18 protein-coding genes are annotated in these 23,765 nt (G+C 65.3%); 7 read left to right on the top strand and 11 right to left on the bottom strand.

The window, feature by feature from the left end; genetic code table 11:
* Positions 1–19: 19 nt before the first annotated feature.
* Positions 20–1,831, bottom strand: coding sequence for a S9 family peptidase (locus tag AMS69_RS13325; protein WP_053968562.1), 1,812 nt, complete (start codon positions 1,829–1,831; stop codon positions 20–22).
* Between the two features lie 79 nt (positions 1,832–1,910).
* Here AMS69_RS13325 and AMS69_RS13320 point away from each other — a divergent pair, with 79 nt between their 5' ends.
* Positions 1,911–2,969 (top strand): glycosyltransferase, encoded by a 1,059-nt coding sequence (locus AMS69_RS13320; protein WP_053968561.1) that lies wholly within the window; start codon positions 1,911–1,913, stop codon positions 2,967–2,969.
* A gap of 48 nt (positions 2,970–3,017) precedes the next feature.
* On the opposite strand, the gene AMS69_RS13315 is transcribed toward AMS69_RS13320, so the two are convergent.
* Complete coding sequence (locus tag AMS69_RS13315; RefSeq protein ID WP_053968560.1) at positions 3,018–4,757, bottom strand: Na+/H+ antiporter NhaC family protein; 1,740 nt, start codon at positions 4,755–4,757, stop codon at positions 3,018–3,020.
* A gap of 102 nt (positions 4,758–4,859) precedes the next feature.
* On the opposite strand from AMS69_RS13315, the gene AMS69_RS13310 reads away from it, so the two are divergent.
* Positions 4,860–6,725 carry a DEAD/DEAH box helicase gene (locus AMS69_RS13310; protein ID WP_053968559.1) on the top strand — a complete coding sequence of 622 codons (1,866 nt, stop codon included), beginning with the start codon at positions 4,860–4,862 and terminating at the stop codon, positions 6,723–6,725.
* A 12-nt stretch (positions 6,726–6,737) separates the two neighbouring features.
* Here AMS69_RS13310 and AMS69_RS13305 read toward each other — a convergent pair whose 3' ends face one another.
* The 7 genes from AMS69_RS13305 to purH all read right to left on the bottom strand — a co-directional run bounded on the left by AMS69_RS13305 (position 6,738) and on the right by purH (position 15,718).
* Complete coding sequence (locus tag AMS69_RS13305) at positions 6,738–7,346, bottom strand: class I SAM-dependent methyltransferase (RefSeq protein ID WP_053968558.1); 609 nt, start codon at positions 7,344–7,346, stop codon at positions 6,738–6,740.
* Positions 7,347–7,445: 99 nt separating this feature from the next.
* Complete coding sequence (locus tag AMS69_RS13300; protein WP_053968557.1) at positions 7,446–8,939, bottom strand: globin-coupled sensor protein; 1,494 nt, start codon at positions 8,937–8,939, stop codon at positions 7,446–7,448.
* Positions 8,940–9,076: 137 nt separating this feature from the next.
* Positions 9,077–11,521: a dihydropteroate synthase gene (gene folP, locus AMS69_RS13295; RefSeq protein ID WP_053968556.1), complete on the bottom strand. Its 2,445-nt coding sequence runs from the start codon at positions 11,519–11,521 to the stop codon at positions 9,077–9,079.
* A 194-nt stretch (positions 11,522–11,715) separates the two neighbouring features.
* On the bottom strand, positions 11,716–12,432 hold the full coding sequence (locus tag AMS69_RS13290) for a hypothetical protein (RefSeq protein ID WP_053968555.1): 717 nt from the start codon (positions 12,430–12,432) through the stop codon (positions 11,716–11,718).
* 42 nt (positions 12,433–12,474) lie between these two features.
* A complete protein-coding gene (locus tag AMS69_RS13285; protein ID WP_053968554.1) occupies positions 12,475–13,014 on the bottom strand; it encodes a hypothetical protein in 540 nt (179 codons plus the stop codon).
* A gap of 36 nt (positions 13,015–13,050) precedes the next feature.
* Positions 13,051–14,037 carry a formate/nitrite transporter family protein gene (locus AMS69_RS13280; RefSeq protein WP_053968553.1) on the bottom strand — a complete coding sequence of 329 codons (987 nt, stop codon included), beginning with the start codon at positions 14,035–14,037 and terminating at the stop codon, positions 13,051–13,053.
* Between the two features lie 64 nt (positions 14,038–14,101).
* Positions 14,102–15,718: a bifunctional phosphoribosylaminoimidazolecarboxamide formyltransferase/IMP cyclohydrolase gene (gene purH, locus AMS69_RS13275; RefSeq protein ID WP_053968552.1), complete on the bottom strand. Its 1,617-nt coding sequence runs from the start codon at positions 15,716–15,718 to the stop codon at positions 14,102–14,104.
* 145 nt (positions 15,719–15,863) lie between these two features.
* On the opposite strand from purH, the gene AMS69_RS13270 reads away from it, so the two are divergent.
* The 5 genes from AMS69_RS13270 to AMS69_RS13250 all read left to right on the top strand — a co-directional run bounded on the left by AMS69_RS13270 (position 15,864) and on the right by AMS69_RS13250 (position 21,355).
* Positions 15,864–16,418, top strand: a complete 555-nt coding sequence (locus AMS69_RS13270) for a hypothetical protein (RefSeq protein ID WP_053968551.1) — start codon at positions 15,864–15,866, stop codon at positions 16,416–16,418.
* A 246-nt stretch (positions 16,419–16,664) separates the two neighbouring features.
* Positions 16,665–17,732 carry a zinc-dependent alcohol dehydrogenase family protein gene (locus AMS69_RS13265; RefSeq protein ID WP_053968550.1) on the top strand — a complete coding sequence of 356 codons (1,068 nt, stop codon included), beginning with the start codon at positions 16,665–16,667 and terminating at the stop codon, positions 17,730–17,732.
* A gap of 109 nt (positions 17,733–17,841) precedes the next feature.
* Positions 17,842–19,224 carry an adenylosuccinate lyase gene (gene purB, locus AMS69_RS13260; protein WP_053968549.1) on the top strand — a complete coding sequence of 461 codons (1,383 nt, stop codon included), beginning with the start codon at positions 17,842–17,844 and terminating at the stop codon, positions 19,222–19,224.
* Between the two features lie 90 nt (positions 19,225–19,314).
* Positions 19,315–20,622, top strand: a complete 1,308-nt coding sequence (locus AMS69_RS13255) for an MFS transporter (RefSeq protein WP_053968548.1) — start codon at positions 19,315–19,317, stop codon at positions 20,620–20,622.
* A gap of 88 nt (positions 20,623–20,710) precedes the next feature.
* The gene (locus AMS69_RS13250) at positions 20,711–21,355 is read left to right on the top strand and encodes a phosphoribosyltransferase (RefSeq protein WP_053968547.1); all 645 of its coding nucleotides are present in this window, start codon (positions 20,711–20,713) and stop codon (positions 21,353–21,355) included.
* Positions 21,356–21,380: 25 nt separating this feature from the next.
* Here AMS69_RS13250 and AMS69_RS13245 read toward each other — a convergent pair whose 3' ends face one another.
* Positions 21,381–22,508: a M20 family metallopeptidase gene (locus tag AMS69_RS13245; protein ID WP_053968546.1), complete on the bottom strand. Its 1,128-nt coding sequence runs from the start codon at positions 22,506–22,508 to the stop codon at positions 21,381–21,383.
* Positions 22,508–23,743, bottom strand: a complete 1,236-nt coding sequence (gene lysA, locus AMS69_RS13240) for a diaminopimelate decarboxylase (RefSeq protein ID WP_053968545.1) — start codon at positions 23,741–23,743, stop codon at positions 22,508–22,510. Before lysA ends, AMS69_RS13245 begins: the two co-directional genes overlap by 1 nt.
* Positions 23,744–23,765 lie beyond the last annotated feature (22 nt).

Raw genomic sequence — 23,765 nt, 5'->3', positions numbered from 1 at the left:
CGGGTTTCTGTCTTAGCGCTCAGACGTGGTCGTCGAGGAATTCGACGACAGCGGTGTACGCCTCGATGCGGTTCTGGCGTTTGCTGATGCCGTGGCCCTCGTCGTCGAAGACGAGCTTCTCTACGGGAACGCCCTGCTCGGCGGCCTGCTCGGCGATTTGTTCGGCCTCGCCGACCGGGACGCGAGGGTCGTTGGCCCCGTGGAGGACGAACAGCGGAGCCGAGATGCGGTCGACGTTGTTGATGGGCGAGATGGATTCGAGGAACTCCCGGTCCGACTCCAGGGAGCCGTACTCGGCCTCGCGGAGTTCGCGCCGCCAGTCGCCGGTGTTCTCTAAGAAGGTGACGAAGTTGGCGATGCCGACCACGTCGACGCCGGCCGCCCAGAGGTCGGGGTACTCCGTCAGTGCCGCAAGCACCATGAAGCCGCCGTAGGAGCCGCCCATCGCCACGATGCGGTCGGGGTCGACCGCGGGGTGGTCGTGGAGCCAGTCGACGCCGGCCCGCAGGTCCTTCACGGAGTCCATCCGCTTTTCCACGTCGTCGAGGTGGGTGTAGGCCTTCCCGTAGCCGGTCGACCCGCGAACGTTCGGCTCGAAGACGGCGTAGCCCCGCGAGAGGAAGTACTGGGTCAGGCCGGAAAACGACGGGCGGCGCTGGCTCTCCGGGCCGCCGTGGATGTCCACGATGACCGGCGTGTCGCTGTCAGCGCTGGCCCCGTCGGCTGCACCGTTCGGCAGCGAGAACAGCGCCGGAATCTCCCGTCCGTCGAAGGATTCGAACCGGACCACCTCGGACTCGATAAACGTCTCACGCGGGATGCCGGCCGTCGAGGCGGCCGTCCACTGCTCGCTCTCGCCGGTTTCGGCCTCCACGACGAACACATTGGTGTTGACTGTCCGCCCGGTGACGCTGACGGCAAACCGCTCGGCGTCGGGTCCCCACGAGACGCCGCCGGCCAGCCCGCCCGGGAGGTCCGGCGTCGGGAACGTCTCGATAGTCGCCGTCCCCGTCAGTTCGCCGACGGTGAGTTCGTTGTAGCCGTCGACGTTGCGCGAGTACGCGAGGCGGCCGCTGTCCTTGTCAAGTGCGACGCCGTCGATGTTCCACTGGTCGTCCGAGCGCACGATGTCGAGGCCGCCATCGAGCGAGAGGCGGGCGAGTTCGAGCGTGTCGCTCTCGGCGTCGGTGACGAGATACACCGCGTCCCCTTCCGGCCCCCACGACGCGCTGGTGTAGCGGACCTTCCCCTCGTGTGGCGTGAGATGGCTGAGGTCCTCGTTGTCGATGTCAAGTACGTAGATGTCCTGGTCGAAACTGGAGTGAGCTTCGCTGACCAGCAGTCGGTCACCGTCGGGCGAGAACCCGCCCACGGAGAGCCAGCCGTGGCCCTCCCAGACCAGTTCTGCGTCGTCGCCGGTCGCGTCGCGGTCCTGCACGTAGATGTCGAAGACGGCCTCGTCGCGGCGGTTCGACGCGAAGGCGAAGCGCTCGCCGTCCGGCGACCAGCCGCCCCAGCGGTGTTTCGCGTCGGGCATCCCCGTGAGTTCGTGGACGTGTCCATCCGTATCGAGCCGGTATAGCTGCGCCCGCTCGTTGCCGCCCTCGTCCATGCCGAAGACGAGTTCCCGGCGCTCGGGCGAGTAGTCGACGAAGCTCACAGTGTCGTCGTAGAAGGTCAGTTGTTCGGGCCAGCCCTGTGGTTCGGTAAGCGACCAGAGCTGGGCGACGCCGGTCGTGTTCATCAGGAAGGCGAGCGTCCCGTCCGGCGCGAACGAACTGCCGTATGCACTCCGGACGTTGAGATAGCGCGAGAGGTCGTACGCAGTCACAACGGGAGGGTGGTCGGGCATGGCCAAAACCTTTTGTTGCAAACGAGGGCTTTTTGAGCGGCCACGTCGTCGCCCCTGTATGCGTGTCGCGGTCGTCGCCATGGAGACGAGTCAGTACCGGGACACAGTGGGCCGAACCCGGCTGGAGCGGGTGGCTACCGAACTCGCCGCGGCCGGCCACGACGTGACCGTGTTCTGTTCCCAGTGGTGGCAGGGGTTCGACAATCAGCGCGAGCGCGACGGCGTCACGTACCGTGCTGTCACCGTCTCGCCGACCGTCCCCTCTTTCTGTGTCCGCCTGCCGGTCATGCTCGCTCGGTTCCGTCCAGATGTCGTCCACGTCCACCCGACGCCGGCATCAGTCGCGCTGGCGGCCAAGACCGGTGCAACACTGTCGCGCGCCCCGATGCTCACGGAGTGGTTCGGCGACGAAGACGTGCCCGAGAGCCGCCGGGCCGCCCTCGCGCTCCGGGCGTCGGACTGTCTCGTCACCCCGTCGGAACTCGTCCGCACGCGAGTCCGCGAGCGGGGAGCGACAGCGGACCAGACCGCAATTCTCCCACAGAGCATCGACATGGACCTCGTTAGAGAGACCGATGCCGGCGAGGAAATCGACGTGGTGTACGCCCACCGACTGGACGGCAGCGCGAACGTCGAGTCGCTCCTGCTTGGTCTGGCTGAACTCAGACAGAAGGGCTGGTCGGCGACGATCATCGGCGACGGCCCGGAGCGAGCGCACTACGAACAGGAGGCGGCCGACCTCCGCATCGACGACCGCGTGACCTTCGCCGGCGCGTGCGATGTCGAGGAGCGCGTCTCGATTTACAAGGGCGCGCACGTGTTCGTCCAGACGGCGTTCCGGGAGTGTTTCGCCACGGACCTCCTCTGGGCGATGGCCTGTGGCTGTATCGGCATCGTGGAGTACCAGGCCGAGTCGTCGGCCCACGAACTCATCGAGCAGCGCGACCGTGCGTTTCGAGTGACGAACCCGCAGGAAATCGCCGACAAAATCACTGAATCGGCCGGGTTCGAGCGCCGGACCGTCGACGAATCCTGTGCCGAATTCGACCATTCGCAGGTCCGAGCAGCGTACGAGGACCTCTACGAGAAGCAAATCGAGGAGACCGGGCTTCTCTAATCGAAACAGCACGCAGCCGCGCTGACGACGCGGACAAATTGCCGCCAGTCAGTACGGGATGACGCGGAACCCTTCGGGAAGCACCAACCCGAACACGAGGAACAACACGGCCGCGACACCAGCCGCGATGAGGGCGTAGGGGGCCTGACTCTTGACGTGGACCATGTGGTCGCTGCCGCTCGTCGACGACGCCAGCACGGTCGTGTCGCTGATGGGTGAGGTGTGGTCGCCGAAGATGCCGCCGCTGAACACTGCACCGAGGACCAGCGGGAGGTTCGCCCCAGTCGAGAACGCCAGCGGAATGGCGATGGGGAACATGATGCCGTAGGTCGACCACGAGGAGCCGTCAGAGAAGCTGACAAACGAGGTTACGAGGAAGACCCCGACTGGAATGATGAACGCCGGCACGCCGCCAAAGACGTTCGTCACGAACGACGAGATACCTAGTATCGTCACTGCGTTCTGGATGGAACTGGCGAACATCAGGATGACAGCCGCGAGAAGGATGCCCTTGAAGCCGACCATCATCGCATCAGTCGCGTCGTCGTTGGACGGGATGTCGCCCTTCCAGCGATACAGCAGGAAGGCGACGATAAGCGCGGAGAACGAGGCCAGACCGAGCTGGACGCCGCCGATATTGAACGCCCACGGTCCGCTCGGCGGCGTGACTAGCTGCCAACTGCCGAGCTGGAGCAGTGTGGTCCCCATTCCTTCCTTCCCTTTGACGTAGATGACGGGACTGGCCCGCCAGAACATCGCGCCGAGGCCGACGACAATCATCGTGAGAATCGGCCAGGCGAAGTTCCGCCAGTCCGGTGTGGCGGTTTCGGACACCTCGTATTCGTCCATCTCCGCGGAAATCATCGGGTCCGCGTCGTCGCCGACGACCTTCCCTTCGTTTCTCGCCCGGGACTCTTCGGTCCCCATCCCGTAGATATTCGGGACGACTTGCCACGCGACAAGGCCAGCGAGGCCGAGCGCAATCCACGAGTAGAAGCCGGTAAACAGCGTGTTGAAAAACAGCGGCCAGACGGCCCCGGTCGCCGCAGTGACCTGCTCGCCGCCGGTGTTGACGAAGTTGGTCATGCCCGACGGGAGCGTCCCCTGTTGCTGTGCCTCGACGAGGCCGCCACCGATGAAGCCGACCATCGCCGCGCCCCACGTCGAGTAGAACGCGAGCCGGGATGCCGGCGATCCCGCTGAGTCGACGTAGTAGGCCAGCTTGGCCCGCGAAACGTCGAACTTGTCGGTCAGCGGCCGCATCATCGAGCCGACCACGAGGCAGTTGAAGTAGTCGTCGATGTGGATGGCGATACCGGCCAGAAACGCGGCCTTCTCGGCGTCTGCGGCAGATTCGGCCCGCGACACAAGCGCCTCCAGCACGCCCTGTATCGCACCGGCTCGAATCATCAGCCCGATCAGTCCGCCGATGGCGAAGATGGCGAGCAGGACGTTCTTGACGTACCACTCTCCAAACAGCGGGGCCGTCGCGATTATCTCCGGCACGAGCTTCAGCCCGAAGATACCTCCAAGCACGATGCCACCGACGCCGACCGTCCACGGACTCCCGTCCTCGGCCTGTGGCTGGACTGTCGCCACCTCCCCGCCGGCAGTGATCAGGTCCGACGGGACCCCGACTGCTTGGGGGTGTAACGCGCCGACGAGCATGCCTGTGATGACGATGCCCACGAATAGCCCGATAAGCGCGTCCCGGGTGTACCAGGCGAGCCCGATTGCGACGAGCGCGGGGACGACCGACCACGGTCCAGCCGCGATTCCCTCAACCATGCCGGCAGGTCTAGGTGGCGCCATATTAAGGTATGTATTCGTGCCCGTCTCAGGGAGTGTCCAGACGAAACCCGTTTGAGCGTCGACACCCTCCATTCGGTAGTGACAGCCGAGGAGCCAGCCGACCGAGACGACGACTCGGACCCCGCCACGGAACTCGAACTCGACGCCGTCTACGACGCTATCGACGCCGTCGGCCGCCCACATCTGACGGCGACGGAGTTCTCCCGCAAAACGGATCTGACGCCAGACGAGGCGCGGGCGGCGCTGAAGCGACTCGCCGACGATGGCGACATCGAGCGCCAGGACGTGTCCGAGGTCGAGTCTGTATGGTATCCGACGGACATCGCAGAGGTGACAGACCGCGAGCGCGTCGTCCTGTTTCCCGACCGCCGTGAAGTGGTGGTCGAACACCCCGACCAGTTCACCCGGGCGCAACTCTCGCAGTTCGCCCGCCTGCAGGACACCAACCGCTCGGGCGGCTACGTGTACGAACTCCGAGAGGAGGATATCTGGGCCGCGCCCCACGAGTCGCTGGACGACCTGCTCGCGACGATGCGGGACGTGCTGGGCGAGCGCTCGCCCCACCTCGAAGAGTGGGTGACGAGTCAGTGGGAACGCGCCCGGAAGTTCCGCCTGAAGACCCACGAGGACGGGTACGTCGTCCTCGAAGCCGAAAGCGACGACCTGATGGGCAACGTCGCCCGGCCGAAACTCGACGACGACCACCTCCGTGCCCCTATCTCGGACTCGGAGTCGTGGGTCAACGAGGACGCGACCGCCGAAATCAAGCGGACGCTGTACGAGGCGGGCTATCCGGTCCGGGACGACCGCGACCTCGAAACGGGCGACGCCATCGAGATGGATCTGCGCCTGCGCCTGCGGGACTACCAGCAAGACTGGGTGGAGCGGTTCACCGAGCAGGGATCGGGCGTGTTCGTCGGCCCGCCCGGCTCGGGCAAGACCGTCGCCGCGATGGGGGCGATGGCCGCCATCGGCGGCGAGACGCTGATTCTCGTCCCCTCGCGCGAACTTGCCTCCCAGTGGCGCGACGAACTGGTTCGCCATACCTCGCTCACTGACGACGACATCGGCGAGTACCACGGCGGCGAGAAGTCCATCCGCCCGGTCACCATCGCCACCTACCGCACCGCTGGGATGGACCGCCACCGGAAACTGTTCGACCAGCGCAAGTGGGGCCTCATCGTCTACGACGAGGTCCACCACGTCCCGTCGCCGATTCACCGCCGGAGCGCGGACCTCCAGACTAAACACCGCCTGGGGCTGACCGCCACGCCGACCAGAGAGAGCGACGACGAGGAGGAGATATTCACGCTTGTCGGCCCGCCAATCGGGACCGACTGGGGCAAACTGTTCGACGAGGGTTACGTCGCCGAGCCGGAGGTCGAAATCCGCCTCGTGCCGTGGGGCGACGAGACCGAGCAGTCCGAGTACAGTTCCACGTCGGGCCACGACCGACGGCAGGCCGCCGCAAGCAACACCGGGAAGATCGACGAGATACGCTACGCCCTGGCCGAGAACCCCGCGGCGAAGGCCCTGGTGTTCATCGAGTACCTCGATCAGGGAGAGGCCATCAGCGAGGCCATCGGCGCACCCTTCATCAGCGGCGAGACGCCACACGCTCGCCGAGAGAAGCTGTTCGACGAGTTCCGCCGGGGCGAACTGGACACGCTGGTCGTCTCCCGGGTCGGCGACGAGGGCATCGACCTGCCGGACGCCGAACTCGCTATCGTCGCCTCCGGACTTGGCGGGTCCCGCCGCCAGGGCGCACAGCGGGCCGGGCGGACGATGCGCCCCGCCGGCAACGCCCGGATGGTCATTCTCGCGACGCGAGGGACGACCGAAGAGGACTTCGTCCGCCGACAGATGCGCCACCTCGCTTCGAAGGGCATCCGCGTCACCGAGACGGAGGCCGAGGCCGTCGAGCCGCCGGCCGAGACGGAGTGAGCAGGGAGGGGGCTACGCTCGCGCCTCGAAAAACGCGAACACCCCACCGAGTTCGTCGTCGACGGTTTCGACGCCGGTGATGGAGAAGCCGGCCTCGGTTAGTAGCTCGCGATTACGTTCGCGGCCGTGGAAGCTCCAGGCCATCTCGGTATCGGTCCCCAGCCAGTTCTCGTTGGTGCCCTCCCACTGGTCGTCGCCCAGCGCGGCCAGTAGTCGACCGCCCGGTTCGAGAACGCGCTCGAACTCCGCGAAGACGGCGGCGTGTTCCGCTCGCGGGACGTGGATGACCGCGTGCAGTGAGACGACCGCATCGAACGTGTCTTCCGGGAACGGCAGCGCTGCCAGGTCCCCCTGACAGAGCCGCGGTCCGGGGACCCGCTCGCGCGCCGTTCGTAGCTGTTCACGAGAGAGATCCAGTCCCGTGACGGTGTGATCGGTTGCGAGAACGTCCATCGCAGGCGTCCCAGCGCCACAGCCGGCATCGAGAATCCGGCTCTCGGCAGGCAGACGATCCGCGAGGCGCGCGACCAGATCGCGCTCGTGACCCTCACCGTCACGCTCGGCCGCATAGGTCGCGGCGATATCGTCGTAGCCCTCGCGGACGATGTCGCGTCGAGTCATACGCAGTGCTCTCGACGGTCCGGAATAGCTCTTTGGGGGGCGTGTGAGCGGGTACCACCCGGGTATCCACCAGCATACGTGGCTGAGTGGGAATCGAAGTTACGCCGTATCTGTATCGAGGCGGCGCGCGGTCTCGGCCACGTCCTGAATCTTCTCTGTCTGCCGTTCGTTCGTCGCTGCAAGGTCGTCGAGCTGTGCGGTCATGTCGTCGATTCCGCTCGACAGCTCGTCGATCATGCTGGCGACTTCTTCTGTCGACGCCGCCTGGTCGTCGGTCGCCGCAGAAACCTCCTGAATGCCCTGTGACGCCTCGTTGACCGCCGAAACAATCTCTTCGAGTCGCTCAGCTGCTGTCTCGACTTGATCGATGCCCTCCGTTACCTGTTCGGTCACGGTTTCGAGGCTCTCGACGGCGTCGACAGTCTCGTCCTGAATCTCCGTGACGGTGTCTTCGATCCGGTTCGCGTGTTCCTGTGAATCCCCGGCGAGCGTCTTGATTTCGTCGGCGACGACGGCGAACCCGTCGCCCGCCTCGCCGGCGCGTGCGGCTTCGATGGAGGCGTTCAGCGCGAGCATATTGGTCTGGTCCGCGATGTCGTTTATCACTTCGACGATGTCATCGATTTCGTCGGCCTGCTCCTGTAAGCCCGCGATATCTTCCGAAACCGTATCGACGGCGTCGTCGACGTCGTTCATCATGGCCGCGGCCTGCTGTGCGGCTTCGTTTCCGCGTGCAGCTTTTTGTTCGGCTGACGTGCTGGTACTCGCGACTTCCTCGGCGGTCGACGCAATCTCCTCGATGGTCGCGCTCATATCCGCGACCTCGCCTGCTACCTCGTCCATCGACTGGGATTGGGTTTCGGCTGTCGCAGTGATCTGCTTGTTCGTCTCCGCGACCGCCTCGGCGGAGGTACTCAGTTCGTCGATAGGCTCCTGCAATCCGCTCTCGACCTCCTCCATCAGCGCCTGCTGGTCATCGATTGCTGATTCGAGCCGCTGGCTGTACGAGTCGATGTAGGTATCCATCGCGACCTGCTGGTCGAGGTTGAGGAGTTTGAACACGGAGAGCGCCCGCGACTGCATTTCTTCGAGCGCCTCGTCCCGGGCAGCGTCACCCGATTGCAGGTCCTCGACAATTGTCCGCAAGAAGTGTTCGAAATAGATGCTGTAAGCCCCGAGATAGATCTTCGGCCCGAGGTCGAGCATATCGTGTATCTTCCCGATACGGGCCCGATTCTCGAAGTACTGTTTGTCGTAGCTCCCGGCGACGAGGTCCCGGAGGTACTGCGTCTGCGTGTTTTTGAGTTGGTCGACTGACTTGGTTGATCGCCCAAAAATCTCGACGGTTTCATCGAACGACTGGAGATGATCGTAGAAATCGTCGACGACAGATTCGGCCCGGGCGTTCGTCTCGTCTGCCATCGCGGTGAGATTGTCGACATCCGACTCGTCGAATCCAGTGAACTCCTTTCGCCAGCGTATCTCCCCGGCGTCCAGTCCGATACGGTCGGTCAGCGTCCCGCCATCGACGCCAGCCCTATCAGATTTAGTGATACGTTTTCGAGAGCTTGGACTCTCGCTCTGGAATGCCATGGCGGGGAGTCAACCGACACAGGGGTTATATGTTCGCCCCTGATTCTCATCATTGAGAAACATAAATAACCAGAGGTAACGTTTGGGTTTGACGGTCCCGTCTGGCAGTTGTCCGACTGTCTGTTTGGTTGGTCGACTCAGTCCGTGAACTTCTGTGGGTCACGGGCCGCCTCGGCGACGCGAACGGCAGCAACGTTCTCCGGAACATCGTGGACACGAACGATGTCGGCCCCTCTCTCGGCCGCCAGCGTCGTCCCGGCGATGGTCGCCTCCAGGCAGTCGCCCGCTTCCTGTCCGGCCAGCCTGAACAGCGACTTGTGAGAGTGTCCGACCAGAATAGGGCAGCCGAGCGCCTCGAACTCCGGCAGTCGGTCGAGCAGTTCGAAGCTCTCTGTGGCCGACTTTCCGAAGCCGATGCCCGGGTCGACGATAATCTGGTCGCGGTCGAGCCCGGCCTTTTCGGCGAGCAAGACGCGCTCGGTCAACTGGTCGATACAGTCCTCGACCACGTCGTCGTAGTGGATGTCGCTATCCGGGTCAACCGGCGTCTCGATGGAGTGCATCACGACAACCGGGACGTCGTACTCGGCGGCGACGAGGCGCATCTCCGGGTCTTCGAGTCCGGACACGTCGTTCAGAATGTCTGCACCGGCATCGAGCGCGGCTCGCGCGACAGGGGCCTTCCGCGTGTCGACCGAGATAGCGACGTCCAGCTCTGACAGCGCCTCGATAACGGGCACCACGCGGTCGATCTCCTCCTCGACCGGGACCGGCTCAGCACCGGGCCGAGTCGACTCCCCGCCGATATCGAGGATGTCCGCGCCGGCTTCGACCATCCGCTCGGCGCGAGCGACGGCGTCTTCAACGGCGTTGTACTCGCCGCCGTCGTGGAACGAGTCCGGCGTGATGTTGCAGATGCCCATCACGGCTGTCCCGTCGTCCCACGGATACGCTGTCGACGTGCCTGGCTCGGGCTGCTGGAGAGAGAGCGCCGCCCGTAGTTCGTCGGTGAACGACGCGAGCCCGTCGGACTGACCGTCCAACTTCTCCGCGAGGCGTCTGTACTGGGCCATCGTCGCCATCATGACCACATCGATGGCCTCCTCGTCCTGACCGCTCAGGCCGGAAACCGCACATTCGCCGCCCAGTGACAGCAGTTCTTCCTTGAGATACTGGGCCTGTCGCGGCTGGACGCGGGTGCGAAGGACGCGGTGGACGCCCTTGCCTCGCATCCGCTGGGTCCCGGCCGCGGTAACGTGGGCGCTCTCCATTGTCTCGCGGGCCTCGGCCAGCGAGTCGACCTGTTTGGGGACCAGCGAGCGCGACCAGTTGGTCCGGGCCTCCCGCACAGCGTACAGCGACCCGACCACGAGGACCGCATCGCTGGAAGCCGCAGCGTCGAGTGCGATATCGAGCGCCCCCGCAACGTCGCTGCGCGTCTCGACCGTCGCGTCGGTCGCGTTTTCCACTGCGGTCGCGACGACATGGTGGGACTCAGCCCGGTCGACGTTGGGCTGGCAAGCGACGACGTGGTCCGGGTCCGGCAGCGCCGCGGCGATGCGCTCGTGGTCCTTGTCGACCATCGCGCCGATGACGACGTGGAGGGCGTCGTAGTCGAACGAGGACAGCGTTTCGGCGGTGCGCTCGATGCTTCCGGGGTTGTGTGCCCCGTCGAGGACGACCAGCGGCGACTCGTTCATGACCTCGAACCGACCGGGCCAGTGGGCGTTTCGCAGGCCGCGTTCGAGGTCTGTCTGTGAGATGTCCGCGACTTGCTGGCACAGCGTGGCTGCGATTCCGGCGTTCTGTGCCTGGTGTGCACCCAGCAGCGGGAGGTAGGTGTCGACGCTCCAGTCGGGACCGTCAACCGAGACCGACCCCTCCAGTCCCTCGCGACCGGCATACGTGGCCGTCACGTCGGCGTCGCTGCCCTCGCCGACAGTCACAACATCGTCGGCGACCTCGCGGACGGCAGCCAGCGCGTCGCCGGTCGTCCCGGTTACCAGCGGGGTGTCCTCGGGAGCGACGTGGGCCTTGTCGTGGGCGATCTCCGCGACGGTATCGCCGAGAATATGGGTGTGTTCGAGCGTCACCGACGTGACAGCGCTGGCGTCCGGGTCGACCACGCTCGTAGCGTCGTATCGGCCGCCGATACCGACTTCCAGCACCGCGATATCTACGTCCTGACGGTCGAATTCCCACAGCGCCATCGCGGTCATCGTCTCGAAGAAGGTGGGCGAGTCGCTGGCCGCGCCCTGTTCGGTCACGTATGTCTGGACCGATTCGACGAACTCGACGAGGGCGGCCTCGGAGAGCTTCCGGCCGTTGATACGAATCCGCTCGCGCACGTCGTCGAGATGCGGCGAGGTGTACAGCCCGACATCGAGGCCGGCTTCCCGCAACGTTCGTTCGACCATCCGCGCGGTGGACCCCTTCCCGTTGGACCCCGCAATCTGGACGCAGCGAAGTCCCTCCTGTGGGTCACCGAGCGACGAGAGCAGGTCCTGCGTGGCATCAGTACCGGGTCGTGGGGCGAACCGGCGCAACTCGAAGAGGAAGTTCGCGGCCTCGTGGAACTCCATGGTCGGGCTATCGGAGCCGTTCGCTTTAGCCTGTCGGACTGTTGTGTGTCTCCGGCCCGAAGACGCCCCGAGCGCCCGCGCCCCAGACTACAGTAGTCATTGAAAATCAATATATCCGATCGCACGGCTGCAGTGCGATTGGTGTGTGAATTGTTTCAATTGTTACTATATCGCCACCGACCTCGAAGCGACAGTTACGTCCGCTCACTCTGTTCGCGCGTGGCCCACCGACCGAGCGCGCTCGACAGAATCAGGAACGCGGCACCCAGCAGCGGTGCCGGGTCGATCTTCGCTCCCGGTCGGTCTTCCGTGTCTGTCCCAGCGGACTCTGTTTCCTCTTGCTCCGGAGTGTCCGTCTCGGTCTCTGACTCGGGAGCGCCAGATAGCTCCGTGTCAATCCCAGTGTCCTGCCGCCGGGACTCGGACGCAGTCTGTGGCTCCTCTCCGGCCAGCGCAGTTTCCTGTGCCTCTGGAGTCGGCGTGTCCTCGGCTTCTGCGACCGCTGGTTTCGGCTCGAACTCCGTGTCGGTCGGGGATGGCGTATCGACGGTCTGTTCAGCCGGTGGTGGCGTCTCGCTTGCACGCTCCGTGGCCCATTCCGACGTGTCCTCGTCGGGGCTCTCGACATGGGTTTCGTCGGCAGTGCGGCGGCGGTACCACCAGAGGCCGGCCGTCGCTGCGCCGAGCGCGATAAGCGACACCCCAGTGCCGAGCAGCCCCCATTGTCGCCATAGCGAGCCGAGACGGTCCGCGAGACCGGGACCGGAATCCTCGGCTCCATCCGGCCCTTCCAGTCCAGATGCGGGGACAGCAGTGGCGTCGTCGACAACAGCGACGCCGGGGACGGCGTCAAGCACCGAGGCGACGGCGTCCCGCTCCACCTCGACTTCGAGAAACGTAGGTGTGTCCATATTCGACCCGTCGTCGGGCGAGCATGTAAAACCCGCTCAGTATTATTCCCGGGCCGGTTCGTACTCGGCATCGGTCGCCGTGGTCCGCGATAGCTCGGACTCGATATCGGCGGCGTCTTGCGGTTCTATCCCCCTGTCCTCGTCTTCGTCGAGAAGCGCCCGCAGTTCCCGCTCGTATTCGACCTCGGAGAGTTCCCCCTCAACGTACCGGCGCGTCAACGCCTCGTGTCGCTCCTCGACTGTCGGCTCCGGCGGCGCGAACACGTCCGAGAGACCGAGCGACGCGAGCGGTGGGACGACGGCTTCGAGACGGGCGAGTCCACCAGCGACGCGCTGGCTCTTCGGCACCGACGCCCGCCGGGCCAGCGCACGGACCAGCGCGACCGAGAAGACGATGTCGACGCCCACAAGCAACAGCGTGCCAAGCAGAAATCCGGCGAAGGTCTGGACAACCGCGCCGCCACCCAGAAGTGCCCCGACTGTCGCGACGACACCGACGATCCCCAGCCCGACAGCGCCCAGTGTCGTCAGAACGACAGCGGCAAACAGAAGCAATAGCCGGTTATCTCTCACCCAGTTCACACATACGATAACCGGAGGGCGTTGAAATGGTTTGTGTCAGCGCTCGTTCTCTCGCGACTCCGGATCGCTTCGGGGAATCTCGTCAGTCGCCGGCACGTACGAGCGGCCCGAGGCGGACCATCCGCCCCAGATCCACTCCCGGATAGTGAGCTGGCGCTTGGACCCTTCATCCCGCGCTGTTTCGAGCCGTCGCTCGGTCGTATGGAAGTAGTTGACGACGGTGACGAGGACGACGCCACCGACGGAGTTACCGATGAGTACCGGCAGAACGAACTGCCAGAGACCGACGGAAAGTGCCAGCTCGCCGATGAAAACTAGGTAGAACATCTCCGTCGCAGAGACGACAACGTGATAGAGATTTCCAAACGGGATCGCCAGGAACGAGATGTAGATCAACACGAGCCGCGAGATGCTGTCCCGTAGCGAGTAGTCGACCCAGACGACGCCAGCGACGATGAGGCCGGCGAACACCGCTTTCGAGAACAGTGTTATCTGTGAAGTCTCGATGGCTTTCTGTGCGAAGCCAGCGGCAGCGACAGATGCGTCGGTCGAGAGTACGTCAGTGAACGCCAGCGCCGCCGCCCCCAGCATCCCGCCGAAGACGTTTGACACGAGGACGACGCCCCAGATGCGAAGCAGCGACGGGAGGCTCGATAGCCGTTCGAGGACGAGCGCGACCGGCGGGAGCGTGTTCTCGGTGTACAGCTGGTAATCCCCGAGAATGATAAATATGAACCCGAGTGGATACAGCAGCGCACTCAGTATCGGGTCGCCACCGGTCGTGCCATACAGCGACGCGTACAGCAGGAACGTCACTGTGATAGCGAAGCCGCCGGCGAGTCCGCTGAAAAAGAGCTCCCGGGTTCCGGACGTCACCTCCTCGTCGGCCGCGACGATGATACGCTGGAAAATCTCGTCGGCGGAGAACCGGTCACGGATGACGCTGCCACCCGCCGGCGCGCCGCTCCGGGACACGTCCACCGCGTCGCGGACCGCCTCCTCCCTGTCGTTGTCGTTTGCCATCGGGAGCGGGTTCAGAACCCTCCGAAAAACCTCTTTCGTTGCCGGTCCCGACCGCGCGGCCCGCTCAGTCGTGGCGGAAACTGCGCTGGCCGGTGAACACCATCGCCATGTCGTGTTCGTCCGCGGCCTCGATGACGCTGTCGTCGTTCTTCGAGCCGCCGGGCTGGATGACGGCCTCGATGCCGGCGTCGGCGGCCTCCTCGATACCGTCCGGGAACGGGAAGAAGGCGTCCGAGGCCATCACCGCGCCCGCGGCGTCTTTCCCTTCGGCGTGTTCGTCGGCTTTCATTGCGGCGAGCCGGACGGCGTCGACACGGGAGACTTGCCCCATGCCGATGCCGACCGTCTCCGTTCCGTCGGCAAGGAGGATGCCGTTGGACTTGACGTGTTTGAGCGTGTGCCAGGCGAACAGCATCGACTCGACCTGCTCGTCGGTCGGCTCGCGCTCGGTAACGACCTCCAGATCGTCGGCCGAGAGGTGCTGGGTGTCCCGCTCCTGCACGAGTCGGCCACCGACCAGCGGCTTCTCGGTCAGCGTGTCCGTGACCTCGAAGTTGTCGGACCGGCCGGCCTCGCCCGGCCGGCCGTCCCCGCGGTTCACGTCCAGCACGCGGAGGTTCTCCTTCTCGAAGAGCACGTCCAGGGCGGCGTCGGTGTAGCCGGGCGCGACGACGACCTCCTTGAACGAGTCGATGATCTGCTCGGCGGTGGCGGCGTCACATTCGCGGTTCAGCGCGACGATGCCGCCGAAGGCGCTCATCGGGTCCGTCGAGAGGGCCCGCTCGTAGGCCTCGGCGACGGAGTCGGCGGTCGCACAGCCCGCAGGGTTGGTGTGTTTGATGACCGCGGCGGCGGGCTCTTCGAACTCTTTGATGAGGTTCAACGCGCCGTCGGCGTCGTTGTAGTTGTTGTACGACAGCGCCTTCGCGCCCTCGTTGAGCTGGTCGGCATGGACGACGCTGGCCTCTGAAACGGTCGTGTCAGTGTACAGCGCGGCGTCCTGATGCGGGTTCTCCCCGTAGCGCAGATTCGACGCGAGGTCGTCTGAGACGATGCGGCGGGCGGGGAAGTCGCCGCCGTCGTCACCTTCGACCGAGACGGTGCCTTCGTCCCAGTCGATTGTGACGCGGTCTTCGGCGAACCACTCGACGACGCGGGGGTAGGCGGTGAATTCGCTCTCGTAGAGGACGCGCTCCTTGAGGCTGTCCTCGTCGTCGTCCTCGAAGACGGGGATCGGCTCCTGCGTGACGATGGGGCCGCCGTCGACGCTCTCGTCGAGGACGTGGACGGTACAGCCGGTGACCTTCACACCGGCGTCGAGGACCTGCTCGTGTGCGTTCGCTCCGGTGAAGTTCGGCAGGAGACTCGGGTGAACGTTCAGCGCAGTCGGTGTCTCGTCCAGGAACGTCTCGCTGAGGACGCGCATGTAGCCGTCCAGCGTGACGAGGTCGAAGTCGTACTCCGAGAGAGCATCGAGGACGCGCTCCTCGTGAGCCCCCCGGGCCTCGTCGTCGTCGCGCTCGACGACTTCGGTCGGGATGCCGCGCTCGGCTGCTGCTTCCAGTACTGGCGCGTCCGCGTCGTTCGTCAGAACGACAGCGAAGGACGCCCCGCCCGGGGCGCGGTCCGCGATGTTCATGAGGTTTCGGCCGCGGTTGCTGGCCATACCGGCGAGTTTCATGTGCGACCGACGGACCGGCCCGTGCAAAGTTGTTGCGAAACCCCCGAGAAGCTTGTCGTATGCGATCACGATACATGATTATCCTCCGTGGTGTCGACGTCTGTCGGTCCGGTGTGCATTTGTAGCCCGCCACCAACTCGCCCGTATGGCGAAGCTTCGGTGTCAGCGCGCTGGCGCGGTCGCTGCCGTTGGCGGTATCGTCTGGATCGGCTGGGCCGCGGCGCTGTCCGCGACCGGCCAGACAGCCACGAGCCTGCCGATTATCGCTGGAACCATCGTTTCCGCACTCGGCGTCGTGGCCGGCCACTATGCCATCGAGGATTTCTACGGTGCACGGATGAAACGACCCGGGACCGTCGGCGCGTGGGCCGGCGGCCTCGGCGGTCTCGTCTTCGCTGCCGGGCAACTGGTCCGTCTCCTCTCCGGCGGCGGCGAGGCAATCATCGCGGTCGGCGTACTCGTACTGGTCAGCGGGTCACTGCTGGTCGCTGTCGGTCTCGTCAGGACGCGTATCCAGCCGCCGTGGCTTGGCGTGGTACTCGGCCTCGGGACTATCGCGTTCCTCGGATTCGAGGTCCAGCCTGCGACGGCAACCGCATACGGCCTCGCGTGGGTCGCACTCGGACAGGACCTCTACCGCTTTGACCCGCCGGACGGCCGCTTTGGCGATGCCGATGGCGACTACGGCTGGCTGGGCTGAGGCGTGTCCGCTGGGGACCAGATCGTCACTCTCTTTCGAAGGCATTCCGGTGCGGGTGGGTATAGATATTTCTGACACGTTGTGCTGGATTTGGCTGCTGTAGCTGAGAATTTAAAGAGAGTGTAGACTTATCCAGAGAACATCATTATATGATAAAACTAGCGCATTGATGTCTCTGGACCCCGACAGTATGGTAGTTTGAAAACCATAATGTTCATTAGTAAGATATGCAATGTTAATACTGTAATGCAGGCAGTACTACTAGAAGAGTTTCAGGAACCGCTAACAGTACAGGATGTCGAACGGCCCGAGCCGGAGCCGGACGGGGCTGTCGCCGAGGTCATCGGCTGTGGTATCTGTCGGTCCGACTGGCACTGCTGGCAGGGAGACTGGGACTGGTTCGGCTACCGCCCTGACCCGCCACACGTCCTCGGTCACGAGCCGACAGGCCGAATCGTCTCTGTCGGCGAGAACGTCGAAAACGTCGAGGAAGGGCAGGAGGTCGCGATTCCGTTCAACTTTGCCTGCGGGAGCTGTGACCTCTGTCGGAACGGACGCGAAAACATCTGTGAGAACCACATCGGGCTCGGGTTCATGAATCAGGCGCCCGGCGCGTTCGCGGAGGAGGTCCACATTCCCAACGCCGACCTCAACGCCGTTCCGCTTCCGGACGACATTGACGCCGAATCGGCCGCTGGGATGGGCTGTCGGTTCATGACCTCGTTCCACGCGATGGCCCACCGAGCACCGGTCAGCGCCGGCGACGACGTGGTCATCCACGGCTGCGGTGGCATCGGCCTCTCGGCGGTCCACATCGCGAACGCCCTTGGCGGCAACGTCATCGGGGTGGACCTGATGGACGAGAAACTGGAGCGGGCTGAAGACCTCGGTGCTGTCGCTACCGTCAACGCACAGGAGGTCGATGACCCCGCTAAAGAGGTCAGAGACATCACTGACGGCGGGGCCGATGTATCTGCAGATGCCCTCGGCATCGCGACGACCTGCCAGAACGCGGTGAACTCGCTACGCAAGGGCGGGACGCACGTCCAGATCGGACTCACCACCAGCGAGGAGGAGGGGATGGTGCCGCTCCCGACCGACGAGTTCGTCGCCAAAGAAATCGATTTCAAAGGGTCGCTCGGCCTCCAGCCGTCGCGCTACAGCGAGATGCTTGATATGGTGGAGTCGAGCAAACTCGACCCGACTGCACTGGTCGAGGAGACGGTCGACATCCATCAGGTACCCGACGAACTGGCCGCGATGAGTGACTACAACACGGTCGGTATTCCAGTCTGCAACGAGTTCAGCAACTGACGGTCTCTTCCTCCAGTCCGTCCCCGTCGCCGCGCCTTCGGGCCGCTCCACCGCGCCACAGTTGCGGGAGAACGACACGCTTTTTCGCGCCTCCCGCGCACACTCGGGTATGACCGAGAGAGGGCCACTGGCCGCCGTCTCGCCGCTCGACGGCCGATACGCCCGCTACACCGAACCGCTCGTCCCGTACGCCAGCGAGCGGGCGCTGATGCGCGCCCGCGTGGAAGTCGAAGTCGAGTATCTCATCGCGCTCGCGGACCTCGACGCCACGCCGCTGTCCATCGACGACGACCAGCGCGCGACGCTCCGGGCGCTGTACGAGGAGTTCGACGACGAGGACGCGAGCGTCGTCAAACAGCTCGAAACCGAGGGCTACGGCGAGTACGCGGCGACCAACCACGACGTAAAGGCCATCGAGTACTTCATCCGACTGGGTATGCCCGAGGGCCTCGACGCCGCCAACTGGATTCACTTCGGGCTGACCAGCGAGGACGTGAACAACCTCGCTCAGCGGCTGCTCGTCAAGCCCGCCGCCGAGACGGTGCTGGTGCCCGAACTCCGCGAGATACGGGACGCGCTGGTCGAGATGGCCCACACCTACGCCGACGTGCCGATGCTCGCCCGCACCCACGGCCAGCCCGCGACGCCGACGACCTTCGGCAAGGAGATGGCCGTCTACGCCTCCCGGCTGGGCCGGGCCATCACGCGGGTGGAGCGCGCCGCCGAGAGCCTGTCGGGCAAACTGGCCGGCGCGTCGGGGACCTACGCGGCCCACATCGCCGCTTACCCCGACGTGGACTGGCCGGCGTTCGCCGAGTCCTTCGTCAACGACCTCGGCCTCGAACACGAACCGCTGACGACACAGGTCAACCCCTGTGACGACCTCGCGGTCCTGTTCGACGCGCTTCGTGGCGCGAACAACGTCCTGCTCGACCTCGACCTGGACGTGTGGCTGTACGTCTCGGACCGCTACCTCGGCCAGGAGGCCGTCGAGGGCGAGACCGGGTCCTCGACGATGCCCCACAAGGTCAATCCCATCGACTTCGAGAACAGCGAGGGGAACCTCTCGAAGGCCAACTCCGACCTCGTCTTCCTCGGGGACTACGTGACGAACTCCCGGCTCCAGCGGGACCTCTCAGACTCGACGGTCAAGCGCAACATCGGGGCCGCCTTCGCGCACTGCCTCATCGGCTACGGCAAGTGCCAGAACGGGCTGGCGAAGGTCGTCCCCAACGAGCAGGTGATGGCCGACGACCTCGCGGACACGCCGGAAATCATCGGCGAGGCCGTCCAGACCATCCTCCGGCGCGAGGGGTACGCCGACGCCTACGAGCAGGTCAAGAAGGCGACGCGGGGCCGCGAGGTCACCATCGAGGACTTCCACGACATGTTCGCGGACCTCGACGTGAGCGACGACGTGCGGGCAGAACTGGAGGCGCTGACGCCGACCGACTACACTGGTATTGCCGAACAGCAGGCCGACGACAGCTGAGAATCGCTACTTCACCGCTGTTTTCAGGTTGCTACGCGCCACCGCGGCGAACGCAACTATCACGAGTGTGGCCGCCTTCATCAGTGATAGATGGTTCTCGGCACTGACACGCGAGTTCTGACGCTGGCGTTCGCCCGGATGGCGGACGCGCTCGGCAACTCGTTTCTCATCATCGTCCTCCCCCTGTACATCGCCAGCGGGCAGGTGTCGCTGGCCGGTATCGCCGGCCAACAGATACTCGGGTTCACACTCCAGACGGAGACGCTTATCGGGCTGGTGTTGTCCCTGTTCGGCCTGCTGAACAGTTTCGGCCAGCCCGTCACCGGGCGGCTCTCGGACCGGACCGGCAAGCGCCGGGTGTTCGTCCTCACCGGGCTGGTGCTGTTCGCTATCGGCAGCGCGGCCTATCCGTTCCTCTCCTCGTACTGGACGGTCCTCGCTGCCCGGGCGTTTCAGGGTCTCGGTGCGGCCTTTACGATTCCGGCGACGGTCGCACTGGTCAACGACTACGCGGCGAGTGACGCCGAGCGTGGCGGGAACTTCGGCGTGTTCAACACCTTCCGGCTCATCGGCTTTGGCTTCGGACCGATTATCGCCGGTGTCGTCATCACCGGCGGACTCGCGGCGACCGATGTGGTGACCTACTGGGTCGCCGGCACTGCGATATCTGGCTTCACCGCCGCCTTCGCCATCGCCGTACTGGGCGCTGTTGTGAGCTTTGCCCTCGTCTGGGCGCTGATTCAGGACCCGCCGTTCGAGGCCGACGCGGGCAAGGACCTCTCGATAGCCGTCTTCGACCGGGAGGGTGAGGGGCTGGATTCGGTGTTCGTCCTCGGCGTCGGCACGTTCATGATGGCGTCCACCATCGCGCTGTTTGCCACCCTCGAAGGCCCGATTCGGATGCGACTGGACGAGTCGACGCTGTTTTTCAGCGTTCAGTTCGCCGCCGTCGTTATCGCGAACGTCGTCTTTCAGGTACCCATCGGTCGAGCGAGCGACCGATTCGGCCGGCGACCGTTCATCGTCGCCGGGTTCGTCATCCTTGTTCCGTCGGTGTTTGCACAGGGTGTCGTGACAGGGCCGTGGAGCATGCTCCTGGCGCGGTTCGTTCAGGGCATCGCCGTCGCGCTCGTGTTCGCCCCGTCGCTTGCTCTTGCCGGTGATCTGGCCGGCGCACGCGGGTCCGGAACGACGCTGTCGGTCCTGACGATGGCGTTCGGCCTCGGCGTCGCTATCGGGCCGCTGGCGTCGGGCCTGCTGTACAACGCCGGCTCGTTCAGCACGCCCTTCACCGCCGGGGCCGCGCTCGCGTTTGTCGGACTCGTCCTGACGTACACACAGGTCGAGGAGACGCTGGACCTCGGGCCGGAGTCAGACCAGCCGGCACCGCAGGACTGAGCGCGAGAACGCCACCTGACTGCTCGTCCGCCAGCCACGGTGACTACTGACCGGAATGGTTAGGATGCACGATTCCATATAATGTGGTATGTTCACAGACCGCTCGGATGCGGCGCAACAGCTCGTGACCGCGCTGCGCCGGCGGGATGCCGTCGCCGATATCGTCGTCACGCTTGCACCGGACGGTGTCCCCGTCGGAACCGTGGTCGCTGACGCGACTGGGCTCCCGATGGATGTCATTGTAATACAGCGCATACAGGCCCCAAACCACCCAGAGCTGACTATTGGGGCCGTCGCCCCCGGCGGTTTCTCGTGGATCAACAGCCCGATGATGCGGTTTCTGGACGTGAACTGGGAGTACATTCAAGAGGCGAAGATTCACGCGAGTGACACTGTCGAGTCGCGAGCGGTCGACTACGGCGAGACGTGGGGGCCGCTTGACGTGGCCGGCAAACGGGTTCTGCTGGTCGATGATGGGATTCCGACGGGTGCGGCGATGCGCGTCGCGATACAGCGTCTCCGGAAGGCAGGCGCAAACGAGGTTCTCGCCGCCGCCCCCGTCGCGCCGCCGGACGTGCTTGAGGAGGTGCAACGGTGGGCGGACGACGTTGTCGTCCCGCTAAAACCGGCGGCGTTTCAGGCCACCGCGGACTACTACGAGGAGTTCGACAGCATAACGGACGAAGACGCGACGACGGCGCTCTCAGATCTCGTCCAGCGACGGTCGGCGTAGGCCAGTCCGTCGGCGAGGCCGCCACTCAGATCAGCCGTTCAACCGTCTCCCGTACGGCTCGCGCGGCGGTTCGCACTTCTGAGAGGCGGACGTACTCGCGTTTCGAGTGAGCGACCGCTCCTGTTTCGTCGCTCAGGTCACCGGGGCCGAACACCACAGTCGGCCCGTTGCTTGCAAAATACGAGGCCTCTGTCGCGGCCCCGAACTGCCGGACTGCGCCGCCGCTGGCTTCCTGTAGCGTCCGGACCAGCTCCGCGTCGGCGTCGGTGGCGAACGCCTCGGGGAACGGCGTGTCCGGGCGGATGAGGTCCACGGTGACGCCCATCGACTCCGGGAGCCACTGTTCGAGGTGGGCCTGCAGGTCGGCACAGAAGGACTCGCTCGTTTCCGGCGGGACGCTCCGCCGGTCGAAGGTGATGGTACACTCTGCCGGGACCTGATTGGTCGCCTCGCCGCCCTCCACCATCGACGGCGTGAGAATGGGGTAGCCAAGCGTTTCGTGTTCCCCCGGGCCTTTCTTGTCCTCGTAGCTCTCCATCGCCTGCAGTATCGGCGCAGCGGCCCGAATCGCGTTGTGGCCGCTGCCGGGGTCGGCGGCGTGGGCGCTCTCGCCGTGGATGGTGACTGTCCCCTCGAACTGCCCGCGGGCGGCCGTACACACGTCGAAGCCGGTTGGCTCGCCGACGATGTAGCCGTCGGCGTCGATGGTGTCCGCGAGGTGTGCGCCGCCGGTCTGTGTGGTCTCCTCGTCGGTGGAAATCGCCAGTGTCACCCGGCCGTCGTCGGGCGTCACAGTGAGGAAGGCATCAAGGAGCGCCACGAGTGGCCCTTTCGCGTCACAGGCCCCGCGACCACAGACGATGTCGCCGTCTCCGTCGCCGCCGGTGCCATCGACGGTCTCGTCCAGTCCCGGCGGCTCCGTCCGCCGCTCGTAGGGCAGATGTGGCGGCACGGTGTCGATGTGCGTGTTGAGGAGGATGTGGGTCCCGTCGGGATCGCCTCGTGAGACGACGACGTTGCCGAGGCCGTCTACCTCCGGGTACTCGCCGGCGTCCTCCAGCGTGTCGACCAGCAGTGAGCGCATCTCGTCGACGCGCTCGTGTGACGGCGTTTCGACGGCCCGCCGGTGGAATGAGGGGATGTCGAACGACATTACTGTTCCATGCGGGTCACGTCCGTCAGCGTCTCGCGCTCCCTGACAACTCGCGTCTCGCCGCCCTCGAAGGCAATTTCCGCGGGACGGGGCTGGGAGTGGAACTGGTTCGCCAGTTCGTACCCGTATGCGCCGGCGTTGCCGATTGCCAGCAGGTCAGTTCGCTCGGGTCGAGCGACGGGGCGGTCAGTGCAGAACACGTCGGCGCTCGTACAGCAGGGGCCGCCGACCGACACCGGCTCGGCCTCCCGGTCCGGCGCGGTGACGTTCCGAATCGGGTGGTAGGAGCCGAACATCGCCGGCCGGATGAGCGTCGCCAGCGAGGCGTCGACGCCGACGACCGTCGCCGCGGGCGTTTCTTTGATCGTGTTGACCTCGCTCAGAATCAGTTCGGCGTCGGCGACGACGTAGCGGCCGGGTTCGAGCTTGACCTGCGCGTCGAGGTCGCCGACGGCCTCGCGGACCTTCTCGCCGACCACGTCCATGTCCAGTGGCTCGGTCGTCTCGCGGTACGGCACACCGAAGCCGCCGCCGAAGTCGACAAAGTCCAGCTCCGCGCCGTCGGCGATGACCTCCCGGCCCATGTCGGCGACCTTCCCGATGGCCCGACAGTGGTCGTCCAGGTCATCGTGGAGGACGCCGCTACCGGCGTGGGCATGCAGACCGACGAGGTCGAACCGCTCGCGCACGTCTGCGGCGACCTCGGGCACCTCGTCGTAGGGGATGCCGAACTTGGCGTCCTTGCCGGTGGCGACCTTCTCGTGGTGGCCCGTGCCGATGCCGGGGTTGATGCGGATGGCGACCCGGCCATCGTAGCCGCGCTCTTCGAGGCGGTCGAAGGTGTCCCGCGCACCTCCTGTAATCGTCAGCCCGGGGTTCTCGGCGGCCAGCTCGACGGCACGGTCGAGGTCGCGATCCGGCGGATTGACGGCCGTGTACTGGAGCGTGTTCGGGTCTGCCCCGGCATTGATAGCCCGCTGGAGCTCTCCCCAGGCGGCACACTCGATGTCAGCGCCTGTCTCAAGCAGTTTCGAGAGGACGGCCTGCCCGGTGTGGGCCTTCGCGGCGTACATGACGTGGGCGTCGGGGAACGCCGCGGTGAACCGCTCGTAGTTCTCGGCGACGCGGTCGAGGTCGACGACGTACAGCGGCGTGCCGTGTTCGGCAGCCACCGCCTCCAGACGCTCGTGATCCCAGTCCGCGAGGCGGCGGACCGGCGGCGAGTCGTGGCTCATTGGGGAAACAACGGTGTCGGCG

Origin of the sequence: Haloarcula rubripromontorii, from assembly GCF_001280425.1 — an archaeon.
In the GTDB taxonomy this organism is placed as follows: Archaea; Halobacteriota; Halobacteria; order Halobacteriales; family Haloarculaceae; genus Haloarcula; species Haloarcula rubripromontorii.
Note: the sequence above shows the minus strand (reverse complement) of the source record. Positions and strands in the feature narration are given on the sequence as shown.